Here is a 20796-nt window from a genome sequence, read left to right as displayed (position 1 = left end):
CTGTGGCGGGGAGCCCGTTCCTCATCTCATCGACGCACCAGTGGCAAGAACCTCATGCCCCACAACAACTAGGCCCGGACACTTGCCAACGGAGGGGGTTGATGACTGAGAGATCGAAAGTGGTGGTGGGGATGCGTCGAGCACTGGGGCTGACGACGATATCGGGGCTGTTTGTCGCCCTGGTCGCCGCGCCCACGACCGCCGGGGCGACGACACCGGTCAACACCGGAATCCAGGCTGAGGTCGCCTCAGCCGAATCTGGTCCGGCGGACTCGGACCTGGGCAGGGACACGATGCCCTTCCAGACGGCCTCCCAGCAGACCAGTTCCAGCTTCTGGGTTCTGCTCTCGGTTTGGCATCACGTCGATGAAAATAGTCTAGGGCGCGGCCCGATGGGGCTGATGGAAGAAGACGACCTCCAACAGTGGGGAGCCGAATACGGACGCGATCTGCCCAGTGACCGTGAGGTTGAGCAGTTCGATGACGCCCTGTTCTACATCGGTGACATGCTTCGCCACGCTCAGAACGACATCGGCCCGGGCTTGGCCGCCCGTGACCTGACCGCAGGCTATCTGACGCTCTCCCAGGGCGGCGGGCCGGTCGAGGGCCAGGAGGATGTCCGGGACGCGATGCAGCAGGACTGGGAGGACGCGGTCTCCCAGCTGCCGGTCGAAGACGTGGAGGACTACGCCGAAGATATCGTCACCACTGCCCGTCAGTGGGCGCTGCAAGGATCCAGCACCGGGAAATGCACCCCCGTGGCCTCACCCGATGAGGATGACAGTGATACCGATGCCAGTGGCGGCGCTGACTCTGGTGTCGAGATCCCCAGCGAGTATGAGCAGGCTGTCGAGTCCGCCGCCGAGTACTCCGGTTTTCCTCCGGAGCTGATCGCCGCCCAGATCCAGCAGGAGTCCGGATGGAGCACCGACGCCACCAGTACCGTCGGCGCTCAAGGCATCGCGCAGTTCATGCCCGACACCTGGGCGGAGTTCGGTGAAGGCGACATCGACGACCCTGAAGCCTCCATCGAGGCCCAAGGGGCATATATGCGTCACCTGCGTGAGATGGTCGAACCACATGCCGACTCCGATGAGCGTGTCATCGAGCTGAGTCTGGCCGCCTACAACGCCGGGCCCGGCGCGGTAGAGAGCAACGGGTGGTCCGTACCTCCCTTCGAGGAGACCGAGGGCTACGTGGTCGCGATCCCTGAGATGGCTAACGAGGCCGGTGGCGACCTCGTGGTTTCCGCCTCGTCCGGCGGCTGCGACGATTATGATGTGCCAGACCTCAGCGATGTTGACTGTGAAGCCTACGAATCCGGCACACACTATGACTATCAGCAGGGCCCCCAATACCCGATCCTCCTCGAAGATGCTCTGCATCCCGCGGCGCACGGAGGAATGGCCTGCGGCATAGTGGCCTTCCACCAAGACTATGACGGGCAGCTGCCGCAGATTGCTGGGGACTCTCCGTTCGGAACCCGAAGCGAAAACAACTGGGGGGCCGACGACGTCACCACCCAGATCCCCAGCTCCGTGGGCGACGACCACCCTTGGGGCGGGGCGATCGACGTCGCCCTGGACCACCAGTACGAGGGTGGTCAGTTCTACTGGTCCCAACAGGGTCAGGAGTACGGCCGTGAGATCGCCGAGTTCTACATGGACAACGCCGAAGAGCTCAATGTTCACATGGTCATCTTTTGGGAGAAGCAGTGGATGGCCGGCGACGGTTCCAAGCCCTGGAACGAGTGGGACGACTATCGGGGGACAGCGACCGGCTGGTCGCCCACTGACAGCTTCGGCCAAGACCACGACGGCCCGATCGAGAGCAGCGGGGCGGACAACGCCGCCCACCGTAACCACCCGCACATCAGCTTTGACCCCGGCTGAGATTCCCCCGGACACTCATCAAGTATGAAGCCTGTAACGCTGACAGCATCACTGTTGACCGCCGCCCTGGCGCTGACTGCCTGCTCACAGGGTGAAGAGGAGGGCCAGGATGGCCCCGTGGGGTCACCGGTGCCTATCGATGAGCAGGGAGGGCTGGACACCTCCGCCGATGAGGATGAGGAGTCCGACGAGTCCGAGACTGAGGGCCAGCAGGAAGAAGCTGAGGCCGACGAGTCCCCATCGGGTGCTCCAGAGACTTCTGAAGCTGAGGACGAGGACGCTTCCCCGCAGGACTCTGAGCAGGAGGAGGCCGTCTTCCCGCAGGACTCTGAGGAGGCTTATCAGTGGGCCATCGAAGACTCCGAGCAGCTGGACTCTGAGGAGGACTACTCGGAGTACGCCAGGGGTGATCGAGAGTTCGATGACCCGGACGAGTTCGCGGAGTACATAGAGAGCCACCACGTGATCATGGAGCGGGCCGCGGAAGTGATGACCGGATTCCGCGCCGGCGACTGGAACAAGGATGTCGCTATTGTGCGCGCCAACTACCTGCTCACTGACGGCGCCCAGCAGCCGGGCATCCCGGAACGGCCCCAGTCCGGCGACCCGGCGTGGGAACCGGCCATGGAGTGCAACGCTGACGCCGAGGTGCGCACCCAGGTTCTCGATGGACCGAACGAGGACAGTCACAGCCCGTATACCGAGATCGCTGCCGAGTATCGATGGATTACCGACCAGGACTGCGACGTCCCCGACCCTGATCATTTCTATGTCTACTCAATGACCACCGGTGACGACGCCCTGATCACTGACTTTTCCCGCGAGCAGGTCTCCTATGAGGAGGATAATCCGGGCATGTTCGACTGAAGTCTTTCAGGCGGCTCGTCGTTCCTCTAGATAGTTCCACACATCCTCGGGGTGGTAGCGAACCTCTTTGCCGAGCTTGATAGGGGAAGGCCCGATACCCATCGTGGCCCAGTTGGCCAGGGTTTTCACGCTCATCCCGTAGAGTTCGGCGAGTTCTGCTCGGGTCAGGAGTTCGGGGAGGTCGGTCTTGGCGATCTTGCGTTTCTGTGTCATGCCCGGATAGTGTCCGGCGCGATGATGCCACGGGACATCATCTGGTTTGACCGGGAACTCTCAGGAGGTTTCTGTCGTGCTAGTCTGCCGATCGCGCTGTATCAACGAGTCCAGGGCGGAGGAGTAGTTGACCGGTTGCAGGTTCTCTTCGACGTAGCTGCGTTCGGTGATTGCCACACGTGAGTGTCCGGCTTGGCTGGCAGCGGCTTCAAGCCCGTAGGTGCGTTCGATCGCTGTTAGAGCGGTCTTGCGGAACAGGTGGGATTTGAAACCTCCGTCATCGGCAAAGGCATCCACCCCGCCTTGGGCCATCGCCTCCTTGAGCTTCTTGCGGACGTAGCTGGGGTGCAGGTGACGGCCGTCGCGGTTATGGAAGACCAGGGCGTGCTCAGAATTGATTCGTCTGCGCAGCAGGATGTCTGCGACGTATTTGGGGACGACGATTCGGGTTTCTTTCCTTCCCTTCGTCGGTCCGATGACCACCCCTTCGCCGCTTCGCCATTTGGCGGCGTATCTGATGTGGACCCATGGCTCATCCGCTTCGAGGTGCACATCGTCCCAATGCAGGGCCAGAGCCTCCGAGATACGGCACCCGGTCCCGATCATGAGGTCCATGATGTCGAGCATAGGGACTTTCCTGGAGTTGAGTTCGTTCTCCCAGGCCTTGGCGGCTTCGCGTGCTGCCGTGATCTCTTCCGGCTTGAGCGCTTTCGGCTTGGTCTTCTTGCCTCGTATGAGTTCCGGGTCTGTGTCCCGCACAAGGTTAGAGGCGATCCAGTCCTGGTGCATGGCGTAGCGGAACATCCGGGACATAATTGCCCGGATCTTCTCCGCAGCGGAGCTGCTGCCATCGTTGAGAATCTCCAGAAACAGGCGATCCAGCTTGCCGACAGTGATGTCTCGAAGCTGCCAGTTCGCTGCCCGGGGGAGGAGGTGATTCCTTACCAGTCCCTTGTACTGGTGGTGGGTGTGGGGCTCAATGTGGGGCGGCAAACCCCGGTCTCTCAAGGACTTGATCTTCTGGTCTTCATACTCGGCCCACTCCTGGAACAGTCGCTCAATCGTGACGACTTCGAGTGATCCAGTCGTATGCATCTGTTGCGAGAGTCCGTGCCACTTCTCATTGAACACTCGACGCACGGCGCCTTTGGTCTTCTCACGCACCAGAATCTCACGACGATTGCCTCTGGCATCCCTGTACAGGACTCTGGCGAAGTATCCGCCGGAGTTGTCCTTCCTGACGTTGACTTCACCATGGGTTCCGGGTCTCAGTGATTTGCGTGGCACTCTCTCTCCTAAACAGCTCTCGAACGTTGCCCAGTGGGCTGGTGTGAGAGTGTCCGGCGCAGAGACCTTCAGCGATCATGTTTCCCGATGAAAAGTGGGAATAGAGTGTGACGACGCCTCACTGGCCGCCGCATCCCCTAAACCCGAATAGCCCTGCATCCCCGTCAAATCAAGGATGTATGGCCCCTGACATGGAAGACGCGCGCAGAAGCAGTGAGGAGGGCTTCTGCACGCGTCGCGCTTCCCATCGCGCATTCACATTAGAACACGTCTTCTACGCCTCCGCAAGAGCACGACAGCTGAAATCGTAGATATATTCGACTCCAGTTTGCTGTGAAGAAACTGTCAGAATGAACATTCGAAATGTGGAGCAACGATGCGTCCCCAGGTTCATTCCCTGACCTACTGGTGCCGGCTGAGGTGCAGCCCGGTGAGCGACCGGCTGGCGCTGAGAAGATCGGCCGGAGTGCCGGAGAAGACCACTTGACCGCCGTCGTGACCTGCGCCTGGACCGATATCAATGACCCAGTCGGACTGAGCAATCACATCAAGATTGTGCTCGATGACAATGACGGTTCGTCCGGCCTCGACGAGCCTCTCGAGCATAGAGATGAGACGTTGCGTGTCCGCCATATGCAGCCCGGCAGTCGGTTCATCCAGAATCAACACCTCGGAATCGGCTCCGATCTCAATCGCTAGTTTGAGGCGTTGCCGCTCACCGCCCGACAGGGTGCTCAACGGTTGTCCCAGCGTGAGGTAGCCCAGTCCGACATCACGAAGTCTGGTCAGAATCTTGCTGGCCGCAGGCAGTGATACTTCTGGCCCGCCAGTGCCCGTTCCGGAAAAGAACTCCAAGGCCCGATCCACCGGCATTCCTAGGACTTCCGCAATGTTCAAGGTGCCAAGGGTGTAGTCCAGGACAGCTGCTTGGAACCGTTTGCCGTGGCACTCTTCGCATGTCGTGGAAACCCCCGACACTATGCCGAGGTCCTGGTAGATCACTCCGGCCCCATTGCAGTTCGGACAGGCACCTTCAGAGTTTGCACTGAAAAGGGCGGGCTTGACACCATTTGCTTTGGCGAACGCCTTACGTATCGGTTCGAGCAGGCCCGTGTAGGTTGCCGGATTCGATCTGCGGGAACCCTTGATCGGGGTCTGGTCGACCGCAACCACTCCTTCGCGCGCCGCCAGAGACCCGTGAATGAGCGAACTCTTCCCAGATCCCGCAACTCCAGAGACTGCGACGAGGACGCCTCTAGGTATGTCCACATCGACGTTTCGCAGATTGTGTGTTGTCGCCCCGCGGATGGAGATCGTACCGGAAGCTGTCCGCGGCTGAGCCTTGATGGGCTGCCGGGTTTCGAGGTGATCGCCTGTTAAAGTCCCCGAGCTGCGCAGTCTGGCGAAGTCGCCACGGTAGACGACCTCTCCGCCGTGGCTTCCAGCGGCTGGGCCGATATCCACGACGTGGTCTGCGATCGCCATGACATCTGGGTCATGTTCGACAACGAGGACGGTGTTGCCCTTGTCTCTGAGCTTGAGTAAGAGGTCGTTCATGCGAGCAACATCGTGAGGATGAAGTCCCACAGTGGGTTCGTCAAAGACGTACGTGACATCAGTCAGCGATGAGCCGAGATGTCGAATCATCTTGACTCGTTGCGCCTCACCACCGGAAAGGGTCCCTGAGGAGCGTTCCAGGGAGAGGTAGCCGAGTCCTATCGCCGTAAAGTTTCGGAGGATGTCGGTGACGGCTCTTAGGAGGGGTGTGGCACTGCCGAGTCCCGCGGCGTCGTCGAGGTTCTCAATCCAATCGATGAGATCGCTGATCTGCATGGCGCATAGTTCGGCAATGTTCTTCCCTGCAATCCGGGAGGCCAGAGCCTGCTGTGAGAGTCGGGTGCCCTGACAGTCTGGACATTGAGTGAAAGCGACGGCGCGGTCCACGAACGCCCTGATATGGGGCTGCATACCGTCACGGTCTTTGGAGAGGAACGTCTTCTTCACAGAGGGCACCAACCCCTGGAACGTCATGTTGGCGCCACCGATTTTCACCTTGGCAGGTTCACGGTAGAAAAGGTCGTGGCGCTCCTGAACGCTGTAGTCGCTAATGGGTTTGTCTGGGTCGAAGAAACCGGAGTCGCTGTAGAAACGGACCGACCACCCGCCCGCTTTGTACCCGGGAATCGTGATGGCGCCGTCGTTGAGGGACTTGGATTCGTCGACCAGCTCAGAGATGTCGACGTCATGGACTTGTCCTCTTCCTTGGCACTGGAGACACATGCCGCCGGTGACACTGAAGCCTGCCGCGTGCTCTGTGCCATCGGCTTTGGTGAGGGTGCCGGCCCCGGATGCTGAGGCTATGTTGAAGGAATACGCCTGCGGTGAGTCAATCCGCGGCTGGGCGAACCTGCTGTAAAGGGTGCGCAGCATGGAATTGACGTCGGTGACTGTTCCGACGGTGGAACGCGGGTTCGGCGACATGCGCTCTTGATCGATAATGATGGCGGCAGTGAGGCCGTGGAGAGAATCTACATCGGGCCTGGGCATGGAGGGCATGAAGCCCTGGATGAACGCATCGTATGTTTCATTGATCAGCCGCCGAGACTCGGCCGCGATGGTGCCGAAGACCAGCGAGGACTTCCCAGAGCCCGAGACTCCGGTGAATACTGTGAGCTGCCGCTTGGGGATGTCCAGATCCACGCTGCGCAGGTTGTTCTCACGGGCGCCACGAACGCTGATGCGCTCGTGCGCGGTGTGGGAAGCCGAGCCTGAACGGTGTGTCCCGGTGAGTAGTTCAGCCATCATTTTCTCCGATTCTGTCCATGCCGCAGCAGAGCCCCATTCTTGCAGGTTGCCTGGGAAAACTTGAAGGATCAGCTGAAGCTCTGATGAGTGCCCGCACCTCAACGACAGGGATTCGGTGGTCACCGGGCATGCACCTCGAGCATCTCTTGCCAACGTGTGGTGTAGCGCGGACTCATCATCTCTCGGCGCATCTCCCACTCGGCAGCTGTGCGCATACCTCCACGGCCCATGCCGATGGCGTCGGTGCCGGACTTCTCCCTCACCTGCTGCAGGAGCGGCCCGATGCCTTTGTCCTGCTGAGGTTCAGCGAAGAGGTCGAATGCAGGTTGGGCGCCCCGCGGCGAAAGGTCCGTCAGGGTGATTCCTGCCTTAGTGTAACGAGTGCCCTCTGTCATGCGGGGCAGCAAAGCTTGGGCAGCTCGCGTGAGCAGGACTGGGTCATTAGTGGGGGCGGGCAGTGACAACGTTGCTGAGGGGGAGTCTTCTGCCGCCGAGTTGAACTGGGAGGTCATAGCCCAGGCGGTGAGTGTCTTGGCCTCCGTACTACGGGAGTTCAGCCGGGTGCAGGCCCGCTGAGCGTAGCTGGCCATCACCTGAGCCATGATCTCCCGGGTGCTCACGGGGGTGGAGAAGGATCTGCTGAAGACCAGCGAGTCACGGAATTCGCGTTCCTCCTCCAGTTGGATACATGGCTGACCGCGCAGTTCCAGCACGGTGCGCATCATGGTGACGCCCAGCAGGCGGCGGACGAACTGAGCGTCGGCGTCCCGCAGCGCTGCGGCCGTGGTCACGCCATGTGCTGCCAACTTCTTCGCCGAGCGTGGGCCCACGCCCCAAATCTGCTGAACCGGAAGTCGGCTCATCACCCAGTCGCGGTATTCTGCGTCCAAGCCATCCCATACACAGACGCCTCTCATACCGGGAACCCGCTTGGCAGCCAGATTGGCCAATTTCGCCAGAGTTTTAGTGGCTCCGACTCCGATGCCCACCGGAAGGCTGAGCCGCTCAGCGATGTCGCGCCGAATTCTCTCCGCCCACGGGCCGGCTCCCTGGAGGGGCCCGCCATATCCGGCGAAGGCCTCATCAATACTGTACTTCTCCACCTCATGGGAATGTTCCCCGATGACCTGGAGAAACCGGTGACTCATATCGCCGTAGAGCTCATAGTTGCTTGACCTTGCCACAAGTCCGTGCCGCTGAGCGTTGGGAGCCAGCTTGAACCAGGGCGCGCCCACGGTGATTCCCAGCTCTTTGGCTTCTGCGCTCATAGCCACAGCGCAACCGTCGTTATTGGAAAGGACGAGTACGGGCCGCCCTTCCAAGGTGGGGTCAAAGGCGCGCTCGCAGCTGACATAGAAGCTGTTGACATCGACGAGCGCCAACAGGTGCTTGCTCATCGCAAACCATGGAGGCACATATATGCCACACCCCAAATAGACAGTTCAGACAACTCCGGAACCTCAATGTCCGGGTATTCCGGGTTCGCAGCCTCCAGCCGCACCCCGGTTCCGGTCAGGCGGAGCCGCTTGACGGTGAATTGGCCATCGAGCACCGCGATGACCACGTCCCCGTCCCGGGGGCGCGTTCCCTTATGGATCAGGAGTTGGTCGCCGTGACTGATTCCGGCGCCGACCATGGAGTCCCCGCTGACCCTGGCGATGAACGTCGCCGGAGGGTCGTAGACCAGGTGCTCCTGCAGATTGATGCTTTCGTGCACGAAGTCCAGCGCAGGGGAGGGGAATCCTGCCTGCACCGCCGTGGGCATCATCGGCACCTCCATGGCAGGCCCCGTCACCGGTACGGCGCGGATGTCTTGGATGCTCATGTGCTCAGTATGAATCGAACACATATTCGAATGCAAGGGGTCCCCACCGAGGATCAGCGTCTTCGGCTTCTCAGTTCTGCGAGGGGAGCTGCATCCTGGGGGCATCGCCCCGGCGCACTGCCCAGTACCCGAGTCCCACCAGGGCAGCGATCAGCAGCAGCAGTCCTCCGGTGCCAATGTTCAGGCCGAACCCATGGATGGCGAGGAAAGCAACGGAGCCGGCCGCAATGCAGTAGTAGAGGGTAATCCACACCGTTTTGCGCATGATGTCCCCCTCACGATTGAAGAGTCCCACTGTCGCGGAGGCCGCCACAATGTTGTGGATCGCGATGGGGTTACCACCGGCGCCACCCGCCGCCTGTGCCGCAACCACCGTCTCAGGGCTGACACCAATCGTCTCCGCGGTCGCCCATTGGAACTGAGCGAACGTCAGGTTGGCCAACGTGTTGGACCCGGCGACGAAGGCCCCCAGGGCGCCGATGAACGGGGCGAAGAACGGCCAGGTGTCCCCGGCGACGTTTGCCACGCCCTGGGCGAGGACCACCGGCATGGATTCCAAGCCCGATTCATTGATGCCGGACTGGATGAGGACTCTCACCATGGGCACGGCGAACAGCAGGGCTACTGCAGTTGCGGCGATCTGCTTTCCGGACACCTTCCACGTTGTCGCGATTTGCTTGCCGCTCATCCGATAGATGAGGTAGGAGACCAGAGAGACAAAGATCAGAACGAAACCGGGGGAGTAGAACAGATCCACGTCAGCGTTGATGCCCTCCACGCCCAAAATGTCGGAGAACGCTAGGCGCGTCACGCCGGGAGTGGTCAGGAATTCCGTCACGGGATCGATGAGCCGGGTCAGCACGAGCAGGCTTGCGAGGATGACGTAGGGAGACCAGGCGCGCACCATAGTCATCGTCTGAGCCTCGCCGCTCTCCTTGACGTCACCTGGAGCGATCCGGCCCATCCAACGCTCTTCCCAGGTTGCCCGCGGTCCGAAGTCGAAGGTTTCCTTGGGCATCAGGAAGCCCTTCGACGAGGTGAGCATCACCACGGTCAAGCCGACGAGTCCGCCGATCAGTGAGGGGAATTCGGGGCCGAGGAGGTATGCGACAGCCACCGAGGGGATTGTCATAGCCAGCGAGGCGTAGACAGCGAACGGCCATACTTTGAGGCCCAGCGCAAAGTTTCGCTTCTCACCGAAGAGCCCGGTGAGAAGACACACGAGTATCAGTGGGATGAGGATGCCCACAGCCATGTGGATCAGAGCAGTTTGAAAACCGATGTGGGCAACGTACTCGGAGTAGTCCATGCCGAGTGCGTCGATGCGTTCCGGCACGCCGGGCAGGGTTTCACCCAGACCATTTCCTACACCCACGAGGATGGGGGTGCCCACTGCTCCGAAGCTCACCGGGGTGGACTGGATGATCAGGCCGACGGCCACCGCAGCCATAGCTGGGAAGCCCATCGCGAGCAGGAGGGGGGCCACGATGGCCGCTGGGGTGCCGAAGCCCGATGCGCCCTCGATGAAACTTCCGAAGAGCCAGCCGATGATGATTGCTTGGATGCGTCGGTCCGGGGAGATGTGGTTGAAACCTCCCTTGATGCGGTCCATGGCCCCTGAGAGTGTGACGGTCGAAAGCAGGAGCAACGCTCCGAAGACGATGTACAGCAGCGTCCCAGCTACGATCAGGCCTTCGATCGAAGCGGCTGCCAGGGCGGTTGGCTGCATTTCCCACACGAGCCATGCAATCACCAGCGCCACGATGTAGCTGAGCGGCATTGCGTATTTCGCGGGCCATCGAAAACCCGCCAGGAGTATCCCTGCCAGGAGGATTGGTGCGATCGCCAGAATGCCAAGAAGAGCCAAGTTATCCACGCTGATAACGTCCTTTCGACGGGCGAGCCTTTGTCCCGCCTCAGTGCACGTTCACGTCACAGACATGAGTGTGACACATCCCACATTTATTTAGTGGGGACTTTTCGCATCGTGGACTTTTATCGACCTACTCGCCCGAAAAGGCTCGCCAGCGGCGCGACGAGGACGGGTCGGACAGCTACTGCCGCGCCGATGATGACAATCAGGGAAAGGACAAAGAGCCAGAACCCGGTCCAATTGGTGGCGTCCTGGCCGGTGTAGATCTGATTGAGGTTCCGCAATGCATCGGTTGCGAAGACGAGAATCACATGCACGAGAATGAACGTCACAAAATAGATCATGACTGGGAAATGCACAGCACGTGCCCATTCCACGGGAAAAGCTTTGTTGAGCATCGGCTTATCCCCAGGCCAGAGCCCGGACATTCTCACTCCGGTGGCGATTGCCAGAGGCGCGGCAACGAAGATCGTGACGAAGTACGCCAGCTCCTGTGCACTGTTGTAGTGCGCCCAGTCGCTGGTCGTGGGCCAATCCAGTGAGACATACTGCACGAGCGCCGACAGCGCATTCGGGAAGACCTCCCAACTGGTGGGCACCACGCGGGACCAGTAGCCCGTTGCGACCAGCAGGGTCACGAACACCAGCCCGTTGAGCACCCAGAGCAGGTCCAGTGCGTTGTGAGTCCAGATCGTGAGGCTGATTCGCCGCTGCCTGCCCCACTTTGGAGTCCAGTAGGCCTCCGGTTTGATTTCGCGACGGATTTGGACTCCGGTCTTGATGACCAGGACCATGAGAAACGCATTGAAGAAGTGGGCCCAGTTCAGCCACCAGGGATATCCGCCCGGCGCGTCGGGTTGCTCGTACTGGCCGGGGTAGCGACTGAGGAAGTTGCGCCCGGCCTCGGTGCCCAGGAACCACTGCGCGGCGATGACCATGGCTGCCGCCAGGATGACGACCCCGCCGATACCTACAGCAGCCCACCATAGGGCGGTTTTACTGCGAGTGCGTGAGACTGCGACCGGTCGCTCGGCCGAGGTCGCGGGACGGGCCCGCGCCGAATCCGGTGCAGCCGGCTCCGGTGTCGCCGAGGCTGTGCTTTCGGGAGGAGGCTTCGGACTTGAGACGGGACCGGGCGTGGGGTTGCTTCCCAGACCGGAACGCCGCCGCGACACGGCTGGCTCGGCAGGGGGCGCATGCGCCGCGGCGTCGGCCTCAGCTGCCTGCTCGGTGTGGTCAACTGCTCTCGGCGTGGGGGCGGTCCGTTCCGAGGCAGTTTGTTCCGAGGCGTCCGGCTTAGCGGCCCTTGGCTCGGCGGTGTGTTTGACCGGGGCGTCGACCGTGCGTGGGAGCCCGCTGCGGCGTCGTGGCGGAGCTGGGGTGTCGGCTGACGGCACGTCACCTTCAGGCGGTAAGGGTGTCGGCGCCTGAGCCTCCTGCTCGGTTCGCGGAAGGCCCCGCCTGCGGTGTCCGGAGTCTCCGATCATGGACGCTGGGCCTTGAGCGTCTCAATCAGCTGCGGCACCACCTCGAAAACATCACCGACGATTCCCAGGTCGGCGATGTCGAAGATCGGCGCCTCAGGGTCTTTATTGATGGCCACTACGGTTTTTGCCGTCTGCATGCCGGCCAAGTGCTGTACGGCCCCGGAGATTCCCAGCGCAATATAAAGATCTGGCGCGACCGTCACTCCGGTCTGTCCCACTTGAAGTGAGTGTGGTGCGTAGCCAGCGTCTACGGCTGCGCGGGAGGCACCGAGACCTGCTCCGAGCGCGTCGGCCAATTGTTCGGCCAGGGCGAAGCCCTCCGCCGAACCCAATCCCCGTCCCCCGGCGACGACCGTTGGTGCCCCGCGGAGATCAGGGCGGGTCGAAGCCTCCACGGAAGCGGAGAATTCCGTGATCGACGCAGCCTGAGGGGGCAGCTCTCCGAGCTCAACCCGGTGAATCTCTGGAGTCACCGGCTGGCCCCGGTAGTCTACGGCGCCCTCTCTGAGCGTGATGATGAGTGTTCCGTGAGTCGTGGCCGATTCCGTCGTGAAAGTGGAGCCGTAGACCGAATGGTGAGCGACGATGCCTTCCTCATCCCGATGCACTCCCACCACATCCGCGGCGATGGCGCTGTGTGTGCGCACGGAGAGCCGGGCAGCTAGATCACGTCCGTCGATGTCATTGGGCACTAGCACCGCCTCGGGTCGGAGGTCTTCCCATGCGGTGGTGAAAACATCCACCGTGGGTTCCGTCAGCGTGGTGCCCACCGCCTCGTGCTCTGCTACGCGAACGGTGGCAGCGCCAAGTTCCCCTGCGGATTCTGCCGCGGCTTCGGCCATTCCGGGAGTGGTGACGATGACGCCCACGGGAGAGCCGAGCTGGGCTGCCGCCCCGAGCAGCTCAGCTGCCGATCCCATCAGTTCTCCGGAGGGAAGAACCGGAAGGTAGGTCAGAATCTTCTGTTGAGCCATATTTCACACCAGCTTCTTGTCGATGAGGTACTCAGCCAATCTCTTGCCAGCATCGCCCTCGTCATGGATCTTTTCACCGGCTGTCCGGGCCGGCGCCTCGGTCACCGACAGCAAGATGGAACGTGGCACATCTGCGGCCGGATCAATCCCCAAATCGGCCAAGGTGTAGGTCTCCAACGGCTTCTTCTTAGCAGCCATGATTCCTTTGAATCCAGGGAACCTGGCGTCAGGCAGACGCTCGGTGACAGAGACCACTGCGGGCAGCTGGGCCTCCACGGTGACAGTTCCACCGTAGGTCTCACGGTTTCCGGTCACCGAAGAGTCAGTGATGGTGAGTGAGTCCAGGCTCGTGGCATGGGCTGCCCCTATCCGCTCTGCAATCATGGTTGGTATCACTCCACCTGTACCGTCGGAGGAGACGTCCCCTGAGATGACCAGGTCACAGCCAATGCGCTGCAGAACCGCGGCCAACACCTCTGCGCTGAGTGTCATGTCCGCGCCGAGAAGCCCCGGGTCCAAAACGTGGTGGGCGGAGTCGGCACCCATCGCCAGAGTCTTTCGCAGCATGGACTCCGCTGACTCCGGACCCATCGTCACCAGGACGACTTCAACGCCCTCGGCCGACTCGGCATGGGAGACTGCGGCCTCGACTGCGCGGCTGGTGATTTCATCGAGCACTCTGTCACTGGCTTCGCGCTCCGCCAGTCCTGTGGTCAGGTTCAGCCGACGCGCACCGTAGCTGTCTGGAACCTCTTTGACGAGTACAGCAATTCTCATCCCACATCTCCTACCGGTGCCGCGCCCAGCGCCTCGAGTACCGCATCGGCGACCTTGGCGTCTTCTGCGGGGGGTCCGCCGGCCACACCCAGTCCGCCCACCAGGACACCGTCGAATACCAGCGGCACGCCGCCGGGGATTCGGGTCAGGAGCCCCCCGGTGCCGTTTTCCATCGCGGTGGCCAATTCGGCCGGGACCGCGGCGGAAGGCTTCCGGGTGGAGGCGGCTGTTTGGGCTTTGCGTCGAGAAGTCTCGACGCTGTGCGGGGTCATGCCATCGGCCCTGCCGTATGCCACCAACCCCAGGGCGGGGTCCACGACGGTGGCGCAGAGCTTCACACCCTGCTCAGCACCGATATCGATGGTGTGCCTGATCGCCTCTGCGGCTGTGGTGTAGGTGACAGCCGGGATATTCGTGTAATGAGACATTCTTTCTCCTTCAGGACTTCAATGCAGCGGGGTCCAGGACCGCGCCGGGGTTCAGAACGTTCAGCGGGTCTAGTGCCATTTTGATGCGATGGTTGAGATCCAGCGCGTCCGCTCCTATATAGCCTGCCAGCCACGGCCGTTTGAGGCGACCGACGCCGTGCTCTCCAGTGATGGTGCCACCCAGCTGCACAGCGAGGTCCATCACCTCACCATAGGCGAGATGTGCCCGTTCCTTCTGCTCGTGATCGGTCGGGTCGAAGACCAGGAGTGGGTGGGTATTGCCGTCTCCGGCGTGGGCAATCACGGCGATGACGATATCGCGCTGTTGGGCGATTCGCTCAATTCCGCGCACTAGGTCGCCCAGCTTCGGGAGCGGAACGCCCACATCCTCCAGCAGAAGGGACCCCTTCTGCTCCACGGCAGGAATCGCCATCCGGCGCGCGACCACAAACGCTTCGCCCTCGTCAGGATCAGTGGTCGAGAAGACCTCGTCGGCCTGGTGCTCATGACAGAGGGCCTCTATCTTGGCGATTTCTTGGGCCGCGAATTCAGCCGGTTCGTCGGATTGGACGACCAGCATGGCGGCAGCTTCGCGGTCCAACCCCATTCGGGTGGCGTCCTCGACTGCGTTGATCGTGGGGCGATCCATAAACTCCAGCATGGAAGGCCGCATTGAGGAGGAGATTGCCAGTATCGCGTCGGTCGAGGCGTCGAGGGTCTTGAAGGTGGCCACCAGCGTCGTCGGGGGTCGCTGTGCGGGGATCAGCCGCAGGGTGATCTCTGTGATCACCCCCAGAGTGCCCTCGGAGCCGATGAACAGTTTGGTGAGGTCGAGCCCGGCCACATCCTTCAGGCGCGGGCCGCCCAGCTGCACCGACCGTCCGTCAGCCAGCACTACGCCGAGGCCGAGGACATAGTCGGTGGTCACTCCATACTTCACACAGCACAGGCCACCGGCATTGGTCGCGATGTTCCCACCGATGGAGCAGAATTCGTAGGAGGAGGGGTCCGGCGGATACCAGAGGCCGTGTTCGGCGGCGGCAGCTTTCACCTCCGAGTTGAAAGCACCTGGCTGCACCACTGCAGTGCGTGTGAGGGGATCGACGGTGATCTCTCGCATTCGCTCCATGGACAGCACGATCCCGCCTTCGACTGCGGTGGAGCCTCCGGACAGCCCTGACCCGGCGCCGCGGGGAACCACTGCAATGCCGCGTTCCGCGGCGTAGCGCACAACTGTCTGGATGTCTGAAGTGGACTCTGCTCGCACGACGGCCAGTGGTGTACCGGCATCGGGATCGTTGGCGCGGTCCCAACGGTAATTCTCCATAGTGGCCGGTTCCGTGATCACGCGGCCTTCCGGGAGTGCGGAAACCAGGTCTTCACACGACATAACAGAGACTCCTCGCTTGGGTTGGGTGGCAGCCTTTTGACGGCGTTGAGCCAGGCCGGATCTGGGGTCTTCACGAAAGGTACCACCGTGATGTGTGTCACTGCGTCATAGAGTCTGCATAGCGGACTCCATGGGCATAAACTGTCGCAGGATCTTTTCTTCTCACACGTCTTGACTGAACCACGGAGCAATATGGCTGACGAGCACGCACTAGTACCGCATCCCCTGGACGAGGCAGCCATTGAACAGTGCGTCGCACAGGCGCTGGCCGCGTTCGACGCCGCCGGAACTCTGGATGAGCTTAAGGCTGCCCGACTTGCCCACACCGGAGACAAAGCTCCGATTGTGTTGGCCAACCGGCAGATCAAAGAGTTGGACAAAGACCAGAAGAAAGAGGCCGGAAAGCTCCTCGGCACAGCGCGTGGCCGGATCCAGAAATCACTGGCGGCCCGCACAGAGGTCCTCGAGGCAGAGCACGCAGCCAAGGTTCTCGTGGAAGAAACTGTCGATGTCACCGCAGCGCCGCGGCGTCGACCTTTGGGCGCCCGTCACCCCATCACCAGGTTGCAGGAGAAAGTGGTGGATGTCTTCACCTCCATGGGCTGGGAGGTAGCAGAAGGGCCAGAGCTGGAATCTGAGTGGTTCAACTTCGATGCCTTGAACTTCGCCCCGGACCACCCGGCTCGTGAAATGCAGGACACCTTCTTCGTGGAGCCCTCTGAGGCTCACCTCGTGCTCCGTACCCACACCTCGCCGGTGCAGATCCGTGCACTGCTCAATAAGGAGCTGCCAGTCTACGTGCTGGCACCGGGGAAAGTGTTCCGCACCGATGAATTAGACGCCACCCACCTTCCCGCGTTCCACCAGTTCGAAGGCTTGGCCGTGGACAAAGGGCTCACTATGGCTGACCTGAAGGGAACCCTGGAGCACTTCGCCCGGCAGATGTTTGGGCCTGCGGCCGCCATCCGGCTGAGGCCCAGCTTCTTCCCGTTCACCGAACCTTCAGCCGAAATGGATGTGTGGCACCCTGGGGCCAAGGGCGGCCCCCAATGGATTGAATGGGGCGGATGCGGCATGGTCAACCCCAATGTGTTGGCTGCTGCCGGAATCAAAGACCCCGAATACACCGGCTTCGCCTTCGGAATGGGCGTGGAACGAACCCTCATGTTCCGCAACGATGTTCCGGATATGCGCGACATGATCGAAGGCGACATCCGCTTCAGCACTCAATTCGGAATGGAGGTCTGAGCCGTATGCGCATCCCGCTGTCTTGGATCCGTGAGTACACACAGTTCCCCGCCGATGGGACCGCCGAGGACCTGATGGCGGAACTGGTTCGAGTAGGACTTGAGGAAGAGGAAGTCCACACCAACGGTCTCTCCGGCCCCATTGTGGTCGGCGAAGTGCTGGAAAAAACTCCCGAGCCGCAGTCCAACGGCAAGACCATCAATTGGTGTCAGGTCCGCGTCGTTGCCAAAGGTCACACTCAGACCCTCACAGGGGATGGGATCGATCCTTCAGGGGTTCAGGGCGTCGTCTGCGGTGCCGATAACTTCGAGGTCGGCGATAAAGTCGTCGTAACGCTCCCCGGATCTGTACTCCCGGGGGATTTTCGCATCGCTGCCCGCAAGACCTACGGCCATGTTTCCGCAGGAATGATCGCCTCGGTCAAAGAACTGGGAATCGGTGAGGACCACGACGGCATTCTTGTGCTCGGCACACTTGGCCTGGACCCCGAACCCGGTACCGATGCCTTAGAGCTCCTCGGACTCAGTGATTCCGCAGCAGAGATCAACGTCACCCCTGACCGCGGCTATGCCTTCTCCATCCGGGGGGTGGCGCGGGAGTACAGCCACGCCACAGGTACGGACTTTACGGACCCGGCTCACCAGGTCACCCCGCTGCAGGACGGCAGCCCAGGCCACCCGGTGGTCCTCAACGACGACGCCCCCATCTACGGAATTCCCGGTTGCGACACCTTCGTTGCCCGCTCCGTCACTGGGGTTGATGCCTCGGCGCCCACCCCACCATGGATGGCTGCTCGGCTGCGCCTGGCCGGCATCCGGCCCATCAGTCTGGCAGTGGACATCTCCAACTATGTGATGTGGGAACTGGGCCAGCCCCTCCATTTCTACGACGCGGAAAAACTCAACGGCCCCATACAGGTCCGCAGGTCCGCGCCGGGGGAGAAGCTGACCACCCTCGACGACAAACAGCGTGCGCTCAACACCGAAGACCTCGTGATCGCCGATGACCGCGGCGCGATCGGACTCGCTGGCGTCATGGGCGGAGCGAGCACTGAAGTGTCAGAAGCCACCTCCACGGTGCTGATAGAAGCCGCACACTTCGATCCCATCTCCGTGAGCAGGACCCGACGTCGGCACAAACTGCCCTCGGAGGCCGCCAAGCGCAATGAGCGCGGCGTCGACCCCCTCCTGCCGACCACTGCCGCTCAGCGCGCGGTGGATCTGCTGGTCCAGCTGGCCGGGGGCACAGACACCGGCGAAGTGACCCATGTGGGTGACCCCATCACTCCGGAGACGATTGCTCTTGACCCCAGCCTGCCGGAGCGCATCGTCGGTGTTCCCTATGGTGCTCAGCAAGTCACCGAAGCGCTGACTGCGGTGGGCTGCGCGATCCAGGCCCAGGACAACGGAATGCTGAGTGTCACACCGCCCAGTTGGCGGCCTGACCTGACAATCCCGGAATCTCTTGTCGAGGAAATCGCCCGACTGGTGGGCTATGACACCATTCCTTCGAGGCTGCCTGTGGCACCTGCTGGCCGGGGCCTGACTGAGGCGCAGCAGCGTCGTCGTACGGTGTTCACCGGACTTGCCGCTGCCGGTTTCACTGAGGTGCTCACGTACCCGTTCTACTCTGTGGAGGCGAACCAGCTCTTCGGCCGTGCGAACGGTGCTGAGGAGCTGCCAATGGTGCGGCTGGCCAACCCTATCGCCAGCCAGTTCCCCACGCTTCGCACTACACTGCTGCCCGGCATCCTCGATTCCCTGCGCCGGAACGTCTCCCGCGGCTTCACTGACGTGGCGCTTTTTGAGGCCGGGTCAGTCTTCCGGCCGGACGGGAAGATGGGCAGTGAGGAGATCCCAGGTCTGGGATTCTACCCCGGCGATGATGTCATTGAGGAGCTTCGGGCGGGCATTCCCCATCAGCCGCTGCACCTGGCGGTGGCCGTCTCGGGGCAGGAGCCGGTGGACAACGTCGGTGGGCCCGGCCGCGCCCGCGACTGGGCCGATGCGGTGGAGGCTGCTCGGAAGGTGGCGCAGCTGCTGGGGGTCGAACTCGACGTCCTTCAGGGCGAACATCAAGCATTCCACCCGGGCCGGACAGCACAGCTGCAGCTGAAGGGCGAGCTGGTCGGATACGCAGGGGAACTGCACCCCAAGGTCGCGGAGCAGCAGGACCTGCCTGCGCGCACCAGTGTGATGGAGCTCGATCTCGGCACTCTGATCGCGGCCGCAACGGGACAAACCATCGCTGAGCCCATCTCCACCTTCCCGCCGACCACACAAGACGTGGCACTGATCGTTGACGAGGCGGTCACGGCCGGGGAGCTCCGCCAGACCCTGACTGAGGGCGCCGGGGATCTGCTGGAGAGTGTTGAGCTCTTCGACGTCTACTCAGGCGAAGGCATCGGTGAAGGGAAGAAGTCCATGGCGTTTGCTCTGCGTTTCCGCGCAGCCGACCGGACCCTGACGGCGGAAGAAGCCTCAGCTGCTCGTTCGGATGCGGTGGCTCTCACCGGCGAGCGGCACGGAGCCCTTCAACGCGGCTGAGACATCAAGGAGCGCCGAAAAAATCAGGGGGCTGTTGAGAAGTCAGGTGCCTCGAGCACACTGATTTCCCAACAGCCCCCTGATTATCGGTAGCAGATACGGCCCCAGGATTGTTGTTACGGCACCAGCAGGAGTTTACCGGTGGTTCGGCGCCCTTCGAGGTCGTCATGGGCGCGGCCCGCCTCTTCGAGAGGGTAGGTGCCGCCGATGTCGAGCTTGAGGTCCCCTGAGGTCAGTGCGCCGAACAGTTCGGTGAACCTCCAGGTGCGCTCCTCTGCATTGCGCAGATACCACGGCACGGACGGCCGAGTGATGTAGAGCCCGCCGCGCTTGTTGAGGTCCTGCAGGTCATAAGGCGGAACCTGTCCGGATGCACCGCCGAAGAGGACCATAGTCCCGCGGACCGCCAGGGAATCCAATGACCCGACGAATGTATCTTTCCCCACGCCGTCATAGACCACCGAGACGCCTTCGCCATTGGTGATCTGGCGTACCTTCTCGGCGAAGCCCTGGTACTCCAGCACATAGTCAGCCCCGGCAGCTTCCGCGATCTTCGCCTTCTCCGGAGTCGAGGTAGTGGTGATCACCCGGGCACCCCGGGCCTTCAGCAGCTGAGTGAGGATCTGGCCTACACCGCCGGCACCTGCATGGGTCAGAACCGTTTCCCCGGGGGAGACTCGGTAGGTGGAGTTCATCAGGTAGTGCGCGGTCACACCCTGCAGGGGAAGGGCTGCGGCCTGCTCATCGGATACCTCCTGCGGGACAAGAACAGCCTTGGCTGCGTCCACGAGGAAGTGTGTTGCGTAGGTGCCGGAGGCTTCCGCGGTGGCGATCCGCTGGCCGGTGCTGAAGCTCTCCACGTTCTCGCCGAGACCGACCACTTCACCGGCACCCTCTGCGCCGGGCACAAACGGGTACTCCACCGGGTAGACACCGGAGCGCTGATAGGTCTCAATGAAGTTCACGCCCGCTGCGGCCGTTTTGACCAGCAGCTGACCTGGCCCCGGAGTGGGGGCTTCGACTTCAACGGTCTCCAAGACATCGGAGCCGCCGGCCTCGCGGGCGCGAGTTACCTTGGCCGCGTCAGGGAGGTCTTCTTCGAACATTGTCGATTCGGTCATTATTCGCTCGCTTCCCGTCTCATCAGATGTGGGCTGGGCCAGAGAGCCGGCCCACTCACTCCC

16 protein-coding genes are annotated in these 20796 nt (G+C 61.9%); 4 read left to right on the top strand and 12 right to left on the bottom strand.

The genetic code is table 11. From position 1 onward, the window contains the following. The first annotated feature begins 101 nt into the window (after window positions 1-101). Together FEF26_RS12245 and FEF26_RS12240 are read left to right on the top strand one after the other, a co-directional pair. Window positions 102-1892: a transglycosylase SLT domain-containing protein gene (locus tag FEF26_RS12245; RefSeq protein ID WP_138253827.1), complete on the top strand. Its 1791-nt coding sequence runs from the start codon at window positions 102-104 to the stop codon at window positions 1890-1892. Window positions 1893-1916: 24 nt separating this feature from the next. Continuing rightward, window positions 1917-2759 (top strand): hypothetical protein, encoded by an 843-nt coding sequence (locus tag FEF26_RS12240; RefSeq protein ID WP_138253826.1) that lies wholly within the window; start codon window positions 1917-1919, stop codon window positions 2757-2759. Window positions 2760-2765: 6 nt separating this feature from the next. On the opposite strand, the gene FEF26_RS12235 is transcribed toward FEF26_RS12240, so the two are convergent. The 11 genes from FEF26_RS12235 to FEF26_RS12185 form a co-directional block, all read right to left on the bottom strand. After that, on the bottom strand, window positions 2766-2972 hold the full coding sequence (locus FEF26_RS12235) for a helix-turn-helix transcriptional regulator (protein ID WP_138253825.1): 207 nt from the start codon (window positions 2970-2972) through the stop codon (window positions 2766-2768). 60 nt (window positions 2973-3032) lie between these two features. Continuing rightward, window positions 3033-4259 (bottom strand): tyrosine-type recombinase/integrase, encoded by a 1227-nt coding sequence (locus FEF26_RS12230; protein WP_138253824.1) that lies wholly within the window; start codon window positions 4257-4259, stop codon window positions 3033-3035. Window positions 4260-4661: 402 nt separating this feature from the next. Next, the gene (locus tag FEF26_RS12225; protein ID WP_138253829.1) at window positions 4662-7061 is read right to left on the bottom strand and encodes an ATP-binding cassette domain-containing protein; all 2400 of its coding nucleotides are present in this window, start codon (window positions 7059-7061) and stop codon (window positions 4662-4664) included. Between the two features lie 122 nt (window positions 7062-7183). Further along, on the bottom strand, window positions 7184-8461 hold the full coding sequence (locus FEF26_RS12220) for a Y-family DNA polymerase (protein ID WP_138253823.1): 1278 nt from the start codon (window positions 8459-8461) through the stop codon (window positions 7184-7186). Continuing rightward, complete coding sequence (locus FEF26_RS12215) at window positions 8458-8889, bottom strand: LexA family protein (RefSeq protein ID WP_138253822.1); 432 nt, start codon at window positions 8887-8889, stop codon at window positions 8458-8460. The genes FEF26_RS12220 and FEF26_RS12215 overlap by 4 nt, the downstream gene beginning before the upstream one ends. 70 nt (window positions 8890-8959) lie before the next feature. Then, window positions 8960-10765 carry an L-lactate permease gene (locus tag FEF26_RS12210; RefSeq protein WP_138253821.1) on the bottom strand — a complete coding sequence of 602 codons (1806 nt, stop codon included), beginning with the start codon at window positions 10763-10765 and terminating at the stop codon, window positions 8960-8962. Between the two features lie 119 nt (window positions 10766-10884). Continuing rightward, window positions 10885-12159 carry a cytochrome b/b6 domain-containing protein gene (locus tag FEF26_RS15960; protein WP_243730568.1) on the bottom strand — a complete coding sequence of 425 codons (1275 nt, stop codon included), beginning with the start codon at window positions 12157-12159 and terminating at the stop codon, window positions 10885-10887. A gap of 86 nt (window positions 12160-12245) precedes the next feature. Beyond that, window positions 12246-13223, bottom strand: coding sequence for an electron transfer flavoprotein subunit alpha/FixB family protein (locus tag FEF26_RS12200; RefSeq protein WP_138253820.1), 978 nt, complete (start codon window positions 13221-13223; stop codon window positions 12246-12248). 3 nt (window positions 13224-13226) lie between these two features. After that, window positions 13227-14000, bottom strand: coding sequence for an electron transfer flavoprotein subunit beta/FixA family protein (locus FEF26_RS12195; RefSeq protein WP_138253819.1), 774 nt, complete (start codon window positions 13998-14000; stop codon window positions 13227-13229). Continuing rightward, window positions 13997-14428, bottom strand: coding sequence for a GlcG/HbpS family heme-binding protein (locus FEF26_RS12190; protein ID WP_138253818.1), 432 nt, complete (start codon window positions 14426-14428; stop codon window positions 13997-13999). The genes FEF26_RS12195 and FEF26_RS12190 overlap by 4 nt, the downstream gene beginning before the upstream one ends. Window positions 14429-14438: 10 nt before the next feature. Further along, window positions 14439-15818, bottom strand: coding sequence for an FAD-binding oxidoreductase (locus tag FEF26_RS12185; RefSeq protein WP_138253817.1), 1380 nt, complete (start codon window positions 15816-15818; stop codon window positions 14439-14441). Between the two features lie 192 nt (window positions 15819-16010). Here FEF26_RS12185 and pheS point away from each other — a divergent pair, with 192 nt between their 5' ends. Next, window positions 16011-17066, top strand: coding sequence for a phenylalanine--tRNA ligase subunit alpha (gene pheS / locus FEF26_RS12180; RefSeq protein WP_138253816.1), 1056 nt, complete (start codon window positions 16011-16013; stop codon window positions 17064-17066). 5 nt (window positions 17067-17071) lie between these two features. Continuing rightward, entirely contained in the window at window positions 17072-19612 is a 2541-nt protein-coding gene (gene pheT / locus FEF26_RS12175; protein ID WP_138253815.1) for a phenylalanine--tRNA ligase subunit beta, read from the top strand. A gap of 116 nt (window positions 19613-19728) precedes the next feature. Here the strand turns inward: pheT and FEF26_RS12170 are convergent, their stop codons facing one another. Further along, window positions 19729-20733, bottom strand: coding sequence for a quinone oxidoreductase family protein (locus FEF26_RS12170; protein WP_138253814.1), 1005 nt, complete (start codon window positions 20731-20733; stop codon window positions 19729-19731). Between the last annotated feature and the right edge of the window lie 63 nt (window positions 20734-20796).

Source organism: Nesterenkonia salmonea, assembly GCF_005771525.1.
Lineage (GTDB): Bacteria > Actinomycetota > Actinomycetes > Actinomycetales > Micrococcaceae > Nesterenkonia > Nesterenkonia salmonea.
This window is presented reverse-complemented; position numbering and strand designations above follow the sequence as displayed.